The following is a 10,041-nucleotide window of genomic DNA, read 5'->3' on the forward strand; positions in this document are numbered from 1 at the left end:
TACCTGAACTTACGATTTAAGAACTGACCCAGTTCAAACTATTTTTTTGCCTTCTAAACGGCTAAAAAAAATCTTTTGAACGTCTAAATAGTAACCAAAAAGAGTCAACCTATTTCAGTATAATACACAACCAATAATGTTCTGGAATAAAAAGACAAAATTACCGATTACCAAAGAAGATAAAATTTGGATTGACGAAGACCTTAATTGGTTGCGGACTGAATTTGGCGAAGAACACTTTATGGAAATCCGAACAGTAACACCAACAAAAGATTTTTATAACAGAACTTTTGACGGAACTGAAAAAGATGCGGAATTCATACTCAAACGGACAATGGAATTAATGAACATTCGAGATACTGAAATTAAACTCGAATTCTTTTCAGACGAACCGATTAAAATGGATGATGGAACAACTTTGACAACACCAGCAGATATAAACGGAAGTTGGAAAAGTGCAAGTGGAACTTATGAGCAAACAGAAAACGGTACGATAATATCAATTGAGACAAGCCAATTAAAAAATACGATTTCGCTAATTGCGACAATAGCACACGAATTATCACATCAAATTTTATTAGGAGAAAACCGAATAGAAGAAAATGACGAATTTTTAACTGACTTTACAGCCATTACTTACGGATTTGGAATTTTTATTGGAAATTCTCGATTTAATTTTTCCCAATTTGCAACAGGCGGAACATTTGGTTGGAATTCAACTGGACAAGGATATTTGCCAGAACAAATAATTGCCTATACAATGGCTTGGTTAACTAAAGAAAGAAATGAAAAAACTGAATTCAGTCAACATTTGAATAAATCAATGAAAAAATACTTTGAACAGAGTTTTAAATATTTGACTGACGAAAAAAATGAATAAATACGTGTGCTAACACCGTGTATAATTAATTGCTAGGTTCTTGCCTACTTGCGAAAATTCCTGCGGAATTTTCATGGGTTCGTAAAAGTTTGCTAACTTAGTCGCTAAACCACGCAACTAATCATACACAAACACGTTGTAGGTAATACCCAGAAACCAAGTGAATAACATAAAAAACAGTCCTCTTTACTTTTTAGAATACCAACCGAATGTAACTTATGCGGACGGAAATCCTGTAGAACATAAAAATTTAGTAAACCGCTCTACTTTATCAAATGAACTTGTTGTAATGGTTCAAGACCACAATGGAGAAAAAGTAACTTTCACTAGCAGAACAGTAAATTATCAAGACAAGATATTTATTGCACCACTTCCAAATCCAGTGCATATTTTACTCAATAGCGGAATTGAAAACTATAACCAATCTGTTACGAAATTAGGAATTTTAAGAAACGACTGTCAATTAGATAATAAGGCAAATGGAATTCACATACTGAACATTGGAATTGATAATACAAATAGTAATTTTAATGATTTAGTGAAATTTAAAATGATGTCTGTAATTTCATTAGTAACATCATTGGAGGCTTTTCTTAATCAAATCATTTCAAATGACTTTATGTATGAACAAACAAGAAATGGAAAGTCAAAAAAGTTAAACAAGAAAAAGATTGAAAGTCCACAAGTTACTTTTAAAGAAAAACTAACTCTTGTGATAAATCAATTATTAGAAAATCCAGATTTTTCAAAAGAAAACGAAGAAATTATTGAACGAATTACGGAACTTTATGATTTAAGAAGAGAAGTAATTCACTTAAAAACATACTCAGAAAATGAAATGGGACTTTATTTTAAAAGCATAGGTAAACTTTTAGATATTGAACTTGAGAATATTATAATTTCAATCAAAAAATATATGAACTTAATTAAACCCGAATTTGTAGAATGAAGTACTACCTACAACACCGTGTATAATTCATTGCTAGTTATAGCCTACTTACGAAAGTCCTCTCGGACTTTCTATCTGTGATTTATTTGCTAACTTTAGTGCTTAAACACGCAACGAAATCATACACAAACACGTTACCTATAATTTTGTCGCCAACAACATTTTTTTTAAAATTTAAACATCAAATTACCAACTTTAGATTGATTACTCAGATGAATAATGCAACCTGAAAAGTATTACGGAGCAAACTCAACTTGACTTAATAAACCAAGATAATTTAGACTTAAAAAAATTAAAGAAAGTAAACCAAATTAAAACTCACTCTACTCTGCTTGGATTAAAAAACTAAGATAATTTAAGATTAAAAAAGACTATTATAGGAAACTAAATATCAGCTCACTCTACTCTATTTGAAAGTTAAAAGAACTAAAATAAATTGAGAATAAAAAGATTGATAAAGGAAACCAAGATTGAAAAGCTAACGTTTATCGTTACGGCTGAACTACACGCAGAAAAACCAATCTGAGCTAATCTGGATTCGCAAAACGGAGTAATACGCTTAAACTCTTGCGAGAATTAATAGTTCCTAAATATATTTATTGGTGAATTTAAACATCTGAACTCTGTCTGAATAAAATAAAAACTATAGGTAACAACGTGTATAATTAATTGCTTTGTTGAGCTTACGTGCGAAAATTCCGCTGGAATTTTCTCGGGTTTGGTCAATTTTTGCTAAATTAGTTGCCAAACCACGCAACTAATCATACACAAGACCGTTGTGTGCAATTTGGCTGCGTTACCAAGATTTGGTATATTTGAGTAAAATATAGCCAATATGGGAAAAAACACATCAATATCACTTGGAAATCATTTTGAGGATTTTATCAGAGAAGAAGTAAATTCTGGTAGATATGGTTCGGTTAGCGAAGTAATTCGTTCCGCATTACGTTTGTTAGAACGTGAAGAAAAAAAAGAAAGAGAACTTATTAAAGCTCTCGAAGTTGGAGAAAATAGCGGATTTGTTGAGAATTTCGACCCAAAACAACATTTGAAAGAATTACATCGTAAACACTTATGAGTAAAAACAAATATCGCATAAGTCAACAAGCGATTGAGGATTTAGATAAAATTTGGATTTATACTCTTAACAAATGGTCTAAAGAACAAGCAGACAGATATTACGATTTAATAATGGCAGAAATTGACTTTATTGCGGATAACTATCTGATTGGAAAATCGGCTGAACAAACCCGAAAAAATTATCGCGTAACGAAAATTAAATCGCATCTGATTTTCTACAGAAAAGTTGAAAATGAAATTGTAGAAATCGTTAGAATTTTACATCAGAGAATGGATATTAAAAAACGACTGAAATAAAAAAACTGCACACAACACCGTGTATAATTAATTGCTTTTTTCTTGCTTACTTGCGAAAATTCCTGCGGAATTTTCTCTGGTCTGTAAAAGTTTGTTAACTTAGTTGCTTAACCACGCAACTAACCATACACAAACACGTTAGGCAACATTTAAAAAACAACCGAATTAAATTTATGAATGGATTTAGATTATACAGTCTTGAAATAGATAATAAATCAATTATTACGGAAAGAATTAAGTTGGTTAATAATTTAGATTCTAAATACGATAATTATTTTTCTTTAATTATTGGAAATAACGGAACAGGAAAAAGTAGAATATTAAGTAAAATTGCTAGGTTTTTCAACAAATTAAAAGAAGATCATATTCAACCAAACCTATTTAAAGATTCCAATTTTGAATATAATTTCTTGCCTTCCAAAATTATAGCTATTACGAATAGTATTTCAGACAAGTTTCCTATTGACCAAAGTTTTAGACGCTCTAGAAATTCAGCACAAGAATTTTACCATAGAGATTTTAATTATAATTATTTAGGTACTAGAAATAAAGTCAACAGTTTTTCTAATAAAGCATTAATGAATCGAGCTCTAGAAATAGTTTTTGAAAGCTATTCAGAATTTGATGTATCAAGGAACTACAGACATATATTTGATTATTTAAATTACGAACCAATAATAAAATTATACTATAGACTTAACCATTCATACTTTGATAAATTTAAAAACATAAGTCCTAAAACTTTAATTGAATATGTAGAAGAATCAAATTCAAATAGGTTTACATACAGAAATGATGTTGTAATAAATATTGTAAAAAATAGAGCGAATGAATTATGTGATTTTATTTTAGAAAAAATAGACTTTCAAAAAAGAGAAAATGAATTAACTATTAATTTTTCAGAAAAAAATATTGGTAGAATTAGAAGAGATAATTCCTTATATAGTGAAACCGTTTATGAATATGAGTTAATTAATATTTTAAGAAGAATTGGACTTATTAGAACATTTGAAATCCAAGTCTTTAAAAAAGGCGGAATGCCATTCAATTTTAGTGATGCAAGTTCAGGAGAAGCTAATATTCTATCAACTTTATTATCACTTGTTCCACTATTAAAAAATAATAGCTTGATATTAATTGATGAACCTGAGATAAGCCTTCATCCTATGTGGCAAGCTAAATATATTGATTTACTAAATAAAATTTTGGAAAATGTTTCCGGTTGTCACATAATCATTGCTTCTCATTCGCCTTTTCTAGCATCTGATTTAAAGCCAAATATTTCTTCTGTTGTTTCCCTAAAAAACAAAAAAGGAATTATATCTGCTAGTACTATTGACAAATCAACTTATGGATGGTCTTCCGAAGACATATTGTTAAATGTATTTGAAATGGAATCGACTAGAAACTTTGACTTATACGAAAATGTTTCTAAAGCACTTTCATTATTAGCTAATGAAAAAAGGTCAAACGAAACATTATTAAGTATCCAATATAAGTTAAAAGAATTTTACCCATCAATCCTAGATAGCGACCCAATAAAACCAGTTATTAAGGCAATATTTGAAGCGAATTCGAATGAGCAATAGAATTTCAATTCCATATAATTTTACAGTAGGAGAATCAACAATTATTGCTAATAACTTCAGCACTCATAGTGATTGGTCAAAAACCGTATTTAATTCAATTAAAGAAAATATTGTAGCTCATTTAAGAACGCAACAGAATAACACTTGTTGTTATTGTAAATACCAATTAGGCTTTGATATTAAACAAGTAGATATAGAACATATAATACCAAAATCTGAATATGAAAAATTCACTTTTGAAAATAGAAATTTGGCTTTAAGTTGTCCTGCTTGTAACACTAAAAAAAGTACTAAACCAGTTTTAAACAACCCAATAGTTAACTACCCTACTAATGGCACAAATTTTAAAATTATTCACGCTCACTATGATGACTACTCAAATCATATAGATATTATAAATAATTGTGTTTTTGTAGCGAAATCAAAAAAAGGAAGCGAAACAATTACTTTTTGCGAATTATTTAGATTGAGTACTGTCGAACAGAAATCAAAAGCACATCAAACATTAAGTCCTAATTTATTACATCAATTAGTTGGCGAATTAAAGACAGCTGACCCACAAGATAAAAAAGAATTAATCGATATAATTAAAGATGCGATTAGATAAAAAACGTTGCCTAACACCGTGTATAATTCATTGCTAGTTATAGCCTACTTACGAAAGTCCTCGCGGACTTTCTATCTGTGATTTATTTGCTAACTTTAGTGCTTAAACCACGCAACGAAATCATACACAAATCCGTTGTGCATAATGCAAAAAACGTCTTGCCAAGATTCAAAATTTCGCAATTAAAGTTTTCAGAAAGTTTAAAATAACGTGCCGTAAGAGCATAAAATTTTTCCAACTCATCATCCATACAAAAATTTCTATGCCCTTACTCGTTCTGAACTTCAATTAAACATTCAACACTTTCGTTTTTTTATCATAAGCCATATTGTTTTTAGACTTTCCAAACTTGTTCAAAATCAGAACACCTATAAGTATTCCTAACATCCCTAAATAATGCAAAAAAACCAACTTTTCGCCATCTAACACACCCCAAAGCACAGCAACAACGGGAATCAGATATGTAAGCGAACTAGCAAAAACAGCTGAAGATTTTTGAATTAATTGATTCTGCATAAACTGAGCTAAAGCTGTTCCCAAAACACCTAATATAATTAATGATAGTAACGGAAAAACTTGTTGCTCACTAACTTTGATATACGACTCATATCCACTAAAAAATAAAAAAAGAAAGCCGAATATTCCTGAAAAAGAAACAGCAATTGTGGTTACGTGAAGTGAATTCACATCAGATAGATACGTTTTTACAATATTAAAATTCAATCCGTAACAAATAGTTGCGACAATGATTAATAAAGCATATTCGTTTAACGAAAATGTGCTTCCAGTATTAATCAAAATTAAAAAACTAGCAGAAATAAAACCTATAACAAGACCCAACCATTGTAATTTATTAATAGATTTTCTAAAAAATAGTAATCCAAGAACACTTGTAAACATTGGAACTAAAGCATTTAATATTCCTGCAAGTGCACTACTAATTTGAGATTGTGCGATACTAAACAGATAGGACGGAAAAACCATACTCAACAAGCTTACTAGTAAAATTACTGGAACTTTTTCACTAGGTATTTTTCTAATATGCCGAATAGCAAAAAAAAACATTACTGAAAAAGCAGATACTAACCGGATAGTTGCAGCCTGCCAAACCGTATAACCATTTAATCCATTTTTAATCAGAATGAACGAACTGCCCCAAATTAAAACCAACGATATAAAATAGAACCAAACTTTATAATTATTTTTTACTTTCATCTCTAATATAAATTGAAATACAAAGGAAGGATATTCTATTAATTAAAAAAAATACTTAATTTTGATTAATTGATAACATATTTTAATCAATAAAATGACAACTACTCAATTACAAAACTTTTTGGTATTGACCGAAACATTGAATTTCAGAAAAGCATCGGAACGAATTTTTATTGCCCAACCCGCTTTAAGTAGACAGATTCAGGTGCTTGAGGAAGAAATCGGTTTTTTATTGTTCGACCGTTCACGAAAGCAAATTGCGTTGACTAAATCGGGAATATTCTTTAAAGCGGAGGTTTCCAAAATTTTGAACCAACTCGACCAATCCATTAAAAGAGGTGTTTTAATTAATCAGGGAAAGGCAGGCGAAATTAAAATTGGACACGCAAGTTCGGCGATGCATACTGTCTTGCCAGAACTGCTACGATATATGGAAACGAATATGCCCGACTTAAAATCAAGTCTCGTAGAGGGAACTAATGAAATGATATTCGACAAATTGAACGACAACGAAGTGGATTTTGGTTTTGTTCCGAACGCATTTATTCCCGATGGAGTTTCGAGCCTTTCGATTTACAAAGAAAACTATCTTTTAATTTTACCTGAAGATCATCGGTTGAACACCTCTAATTTTAAGGATTTGGCGGACTGTAAAAACGAAAAGTGGGTTTTGAATCCACACCCCGAGGGAGTTGGATATATGGAAGAAATTCTGAAAATCATTGGAAATTATGGGTATTCCCCGAAAATCGTGCATCGTTCGCCGAATACATCGACCGTTCTAAGAATGGTTTCTGCAGGACTTGGAATCACGATGATGGGAAAATCGACCTTAAAAGGATTTTCGCTTGACCTAAAAAGTATAGAACTTTCTGATTTGCCATACCAATTGGATATGAAATTGGTGTGGAAAACGGAACGGGAAAATGAATTGGAATCGTATCTAAATTTTTTGAAAAACTATTTGAAGATTTAAACATTGGAACACTTAACCCGTTACACACACTTTTACACCAACGCTTCATCCGCTGCAAAAAAGAGTGTTCCACTACCTTTCAAAAGGAACATTTTAGAAGAAAACTTTTGAAGAACATACCGTTTACAAAAACAAACATTCGGACTAAAATTAATGGATTAGAATAAAAGGAAAAATTATTTTAATCACAAAAACTTGGGTAGAAAACACTATGCACAACACCGTATATAATTTATTGCTGGCTTCTCGCCTACTTACGAAAGTCCTCGCGGACTTTCTTGGTTGGTAATTATTTACTAAATTAGTTGCTTGAAACACGCAACAAACCATATACAAACACGTTGGCAAACATATTGCGCGCACCTACAATTTTACGGAAATTAAGAGTTTAGTCTGTTAAGTTTTGAGAAGTTTCTACTAAAAATCTCATCGCAAATCTGAACGTTGAAAATTAAAAAAAACACAACACTGAATAAAATCTAAAACTAATCAGTTCGCTAAATTTAAAACAAGATCTTATGGCAAAATAGCCTGAATAAAATTTAATTAATTCCAGTCCTATAATTGAGCAAGTGCATAAAACTCAAGTTTCTGTTTAGCTACTTATGTCAAAAACGTCTGGAAAAAATTAATTTATCAGCAGTACGCAAGGATCACGGCTGAATCAACAAATAAAATACGTTAGCCAACAATGTATATAGTTCATTGCTACTTATAGTAGATCAAGAAAAATTCCGTTGGAATTTTACCTTTCAGTTTTATTTACTAAATTTAGAGTTATAATCTCGCAACAAACCATATACGAGACCGTTACCACACATTTGAGAAAAAATTATGGAATTAACATCAGTCAATCAAATTAGAGAAAGAAGAGACTCGATTCGGGAAAAAATAAAAGACCTGAATTTAAAGGACTATAGTTCCAATAAATATGGTAGCGAAGATGAGTATAATTTTAGAGGATTAATTGGCGGTATTGAAGCTTTATTAACCGATATTTCTTCACTAACTCGCTACCCTTCCAAATTTGTAAAGATTTCGACTTATAAAGAAAGAAACAATATTCACACGTATTTAACTCAAATAGAGACCTATTTGGAAAGTCCGGTAAATTATCTATCACAATTTGAAGCTCTGAAGGTACTTTTGAGAAATTATAATGTTAGATATTTTTCAGATAGACAAGTAGAGTTCGAAAAAGAAATAGAAGAAGTAAGAAAAATCAAACTTCAACTACAACAAGTTCTTGTTGATTCCAAAGAATTAAACGAAAACATAGAAGAAAGTAACAGTACTCTCTCGGAAAAACTGGAAAAAAGTAATGAAAAATTGACTGAAATCGAGACTGAACTGGAAAAAATAATTGAACGTAAAGATGAGCTAACGGAACAGTCAGAATCTCTGGAAACAATAAATACGAGTCTAACAACTATTAAAGAAACTGCATCGGAAAATCTCGAAGAAATAACAGAATCTTTAACAGAAAGCAAATCCAACGAAAAGTTGATTACGTCATTTGCAAATAAAGTACAAGATAGAGAAAATAGACTTGATGATTTAGAACAAAAAACGGAAACGAATATTAAAAAATTGGATGAGTATGAAAAAGAAAGAAAATCAATCTTATCAGAGGCTAAAAATCTAATTGAATCATCCAAAAAAGCATTGAATTACACAACGGCAGAAGGGATTAGTGCTTCTTTTCAAGGTCAATACGAAAATTCAAATAATAAATGGATTTTCGGCAGTTGGATTTTGGGAGCAGTTATTTGCTTAATAGGAACCGTTTCATTAGGTATTTGGATTTTACAAACAAACCCTAATAATATTGGACTTTTAATTGGTCGTATATCTCTACTTCCATTGCCAATAATTGGAGCAATTTTCTGTGCAAATCAATATACTAAACAGAAAAATATTATAGAAGACTACGCTTATAAAATGGTGCTTTCAAAGGCTATTGTTGGTTTTTCTGAACAATTAAAGAAAAACGGAACTGATGGTAACGAAGAATATGTACACTATATAAAAACTGCTCTTGAAGAAATCCATAGAGACCCTTTAAGGAAAAGAGATTCTAAAAAATCTAATGATGTTAAAGAATCTAATTTAAAAGATTTAGTAGAAATGGCAGAAAGAATTGTTAAGATGACAAAAGTTGAATAAAAACGTGTGGTAACACCGTGTATAATTAATTGCTTAGTTCTTGCCTACTTACGAATATTCCTGCGGAATATTCACGGGTTCGTAAATGTTTACTAACTTAATTGCTTAACCACGCAACTAACCATACACAAAACCGTTGTGCGTAAGTTAAACTCTGAACTTTCCTGAAATAGGTTGACTAAAAATTAAGCAATTAATTACAGTCACTTATGAAAACACAAAATGAACACTGGCGAAAAAAAAGCTATCAAAAAGCAACTTTAGAGACTAAACTTTTAGTCG

Annotated in this window: 9 protein-coding genes; 8 read left to right on the top strand and 1 reads right to left on the bottom strand. The window is 30.7% G+C overall.

Going from position 1 to position 10,041, the window contains the following annotated elements; translation table 11 throughout:
- Window positions 1–136 precede the first annotated feature (136 nt).
- The 6 genes from QMA06_RS16090 (at window position 137) to QMA06_RS16115 (ending at window position 5,402) form a co-directional block, all read left to right on the top strand.
- Entirely contained in the window at window positions 137–880 is a 744-nt protein-coding gene (locus tag QMA06_RS16090; RefSeq protein WP_290207941.1) for a hypothetical protein, read from the top strand.
- Window positions 881–1,040: 160 nt separating this feature from the next.
- Window positions 1,041–1,829 carry a hypothetical protein gene (locus tag QMA06_RS16095; protein ID WP_290207942.1) on the top strand — a complete coding sequence of 263 codons (789 nt, stop codon included), beginning with the start codon at window positions 1,041–1,043 and terminating at the stop codon, window positions 1,827–1,829.
- An 835-nt stretch (window positions 1,830–2,664) separates the two neighbouring features.
- A complete protein-coding gene (locus QMA06_RS16100; RefSeq protein WP_028284019.1) occupies window positions 2,665–2,907 on the top strand; it encodes a type II toxin-antitoxin system ParD family antitoxin in 243 nt (80 codons plus the stop codon).
- Complete coding sequence (locus QMA06_RS16105; protein WP_040282730.1) at window positions 2,904–3,206, top strand: type II toxin-antitoxin system RelE/ParE family toxin; 303 nt, start codon at window positions 2,904–2,906, stop codon at window positions 3,204–3,206. Before QMA06_RS16100 ends, QMA06_RS16105 begins: the two co-directional genes overlap by 4 nt.
- A 173-nt stretch (window positions 3,207–3,379) precedes the next feature.
- Window positions 3,380–4,795, top strand: a complete 1,416-nt coding sequence (locus QMA06_RS16110; RefSeq protein WP_290207943.1) for an ATP-binding protein — start codon at window positions 3,380–3,382, stop codon at window positions 4,793–4,795.
- On the top strand, window positions 4,785–5,402 hold the full coding sequence (locus QMA06_RS16115; RefSeq protein ID WP_290207944.1) for an HNH endonuclease: 618 nt from the start codon (window positions 4,785–4,787) through the stop codon (window positions 5,400–5,402). The genes QMA06_RS16110 and QMA06_RS16115 overlap by 11 nt, the downstream gene beginning before the upstream one ends.
- A 288-nt stretch (window positions 5,403–5,690) precedes the next feature.
- Here QMA06_RS16115 and QMA06_RS16120 read toward each other — a convergent pair whose 3' ends face one another.
- A complete protein-coding gene (locus QMA06_RS16120; RefSeq protein ID WP_290207945.1) occupies window positions 5,691–6,617 on the bottom strand; it encodes a DMT family transporter in 927 nt (308 codons plus the stop codon).
- A gap of 94 nt (window positions 6,618–6,711) precedes the next feature.
- Between QMA06_RS16120 and QMA06_RS16125 the strand changes: the two genes are divergently transcribed.
- Both QMA06_RS16125 and QMA06_RS16130 read left to right on the top strand, forming a co-directional pair.
- Window positions 6,712–7,593 (top strand): LysR family transcriptional regulator, encoded by an 882-nt coding sequence (locus QMA06_RS16125; protein ID WP_290207946.1) that lies wholly within the window; start codon window positions 6,712–6,714, stop codon window positions 7,591–7,593.
- 834 nt (window positions 7,594–8,427) lie between these two features.
- Complete coding sequence (locus QMA06_RS16130; protein ID WP_290207947.1) at window positions 8,428–9,759, top strand: hypothetical protein; 1,332 nt, start codon at window positions 8,428–8,430, stop codon at window positions 9,757–9,759.
- Window positions 9,760–10,041: the final 282 nt, after the last annotated feature.

This window comes from Winogradskyella bathintestinalis (genome assembly GCF_030407435.1).
Classification (GTDB): Bacteria; Bacteroidota; Bacteroidia; order Flavobacteriales; family Flavobacteriaceae; genus Winogradskyella; species Winogradskyella bathintestinalis.

Coding starts and splice junctions, on each gene's coding strand:
- QMA06_RS16090 (WP_290207941.1), top strand. CDS start 137: ATGTTCTGGAATAAAAAGACAAAATTACCGATTACCAAAGAAGATAAA.
- QMA06_RS16100 (WP_028284019.1), top strand. CDS start 2,665: ATGGGAAAAAACACATCAATATCACTTGGAAATCATTTTGAGGATTTT.
- QMA06_RS16105 (WP_040282730.1), top strand. CDS start 2,904: ATGAGTAAAAACAAATATCGCATAAGTCAACAAGCGATTGAGGATTTA.
- QMA06_RS16110 (WP_290207943.1), top strand. CDS start 3,380: ATGAATGGATTTAGATTATACAGTCTTGAAATAGATAATAAATCAATT.
- QMA06_RS16115 (WP_290207944.1), top strand. CDS start 4,785: ATGAGCAATAGAATTTCAATTCCATATAATTTTACAGTAGGAGAATCA.
- QMA06_RS16120 (WP_290207945.1), bottom strand. CDS start 6,617: ATGAAAGTAAAAAATAATTATAAAGTTTGGTTCTATTTTATATCGTTG.
- QMA06_RS16125 (WP_290207946.1), top strand. CDS start 6,712: ATGACAACTACTCAATTACAAAACTTTTTGGTATTGACCGAAACATTG.
- QMA06_RS16130 (WP_290207947.1), top strand. CDS start 8,428: ATGGAATTAACATCAGTCAATCAAATTAGAGAAAGAAGAGACTCGATT.